General features: G+C 33.0%; 1 protein-coding gene. It reads left to right on the top strand.

The features are described 5' to 3' along the window. Positions 1-28 precede the first annotated feature (28 nt). Positions 29-1359: hydroxylamine reductase (gene hcp / locus ACUSRV_RS17005; RefSeq protein WP_490143128.1), on the top strand; the 1331-nt coding region annotated here is incomplete at its 3' end.

The following is a 1359-nucleotide window of genomic DNA, read 5'->3' as shown; positions in this document are numbered from 1 at the left end:
AAAAAAGAAAACAGGGAGGAATTTAATAATGTTTGGATTATTTAAAAATAAAAAAGAAGAAACTAATACAACTGCTACACCAATAAAGGTTGAGCCAAATCCAATGTTCTGTTATCAATGTGAACAAACACCAGCTCAAGGATGTACTAAAGTTGGTATATGTGGTAAAAACCCAGATATAGCAAGTTTACAAGATATAATGATATTTGGTCTTAAAGGGGTTGCAGCTTACGCTACTCACGCTAAAGAGTTAGGATACGTTGATGAAGAAGTAAACGCAATAACTCAAGAAGCTTTATATACAACACTTACAAACTCAAACTTCAATTTAGAAGAACATATAAACATGACATTAAAAGTTGGTACTGCAACAGTTAAAATAATGGATGTACTAGATAGAGCACATACTTCATATTTAGGAACACCATCACCTGTTACAATATCTCAAGATAAAGTAGAAGGTCACTGTATATTAGTTACAGGACACAACTTATATGCCCTAAAAGCATTATTAGAGCAAACAGAAGGTAAAGGAATAAACGTATATACTCACTCAGAGATGATACCAGCACATGGTTACCCAGAGTTAAATAAATTTAAGCACTTAAAAGGTAACGTAGGTAAAGCTTGGTTTGATCAAAGAAAATTATTTGAAGAATTCCCAGGTGCTATACTTGGAACAACAAACTGCTTAATGCCAATAACAAGAGGAAGCTATTCAGATAGAATGTGGACTTATGGAACAGCAGGACTTGAAGGAGTTCAAAAGATAGTAAATAACGACTTCAGTGCTTTAATAGAAAAAACTTTATCATTACCAAAAGCAAATATACAATCAGACAAAACTCTTACTACTGGATTCCACCACTCTACAGTACTTGATGCAGCTCCAGAAATAATAGATGCTGTAAAAGCTGGTAAAATAAAGAGATTCTTCGTTATAGCTGGATGTGATGCTCCAACTAAAGGAAGAGATTACTATAGAGAATTAGCAAGTTCATTACCAAAAGAAGCAGTAATATTAACAACTTCATGTGGTAAGTTCAGATTTAATGATATAGATTTTGGAACAGTTCCAGGAACAGATATACCAAGATATATAGATTTAGGTCAATGTAACAACTCAGGATCAGCAGCTAAAATAGCTATAGCTTTAGCAGAAGCTTTCGAGTGTGACATAAATGAATTACCATTAACAATAGTATTATCATGGTTTGAGCAAAAAGCTGTTGCAATACTATTAGGATTATTCAGCTTAGGTGTTAAGAACATGTATGTTGGACCATCAGCTCCAAAATTCATATCACCAGGAGTATTAAAAGTATTACAAGATGTATTTAACCTACAATTAATAAGTGG

It is taken from the genome of Sporacetigenium sp. TC11 (assembly GCF_058146105.1).
The sequence above is the reverse complement of the archived record's forward strand: the minus strand, read 5'-3'. Positions and strand labels throughout refer to the sequence as shown.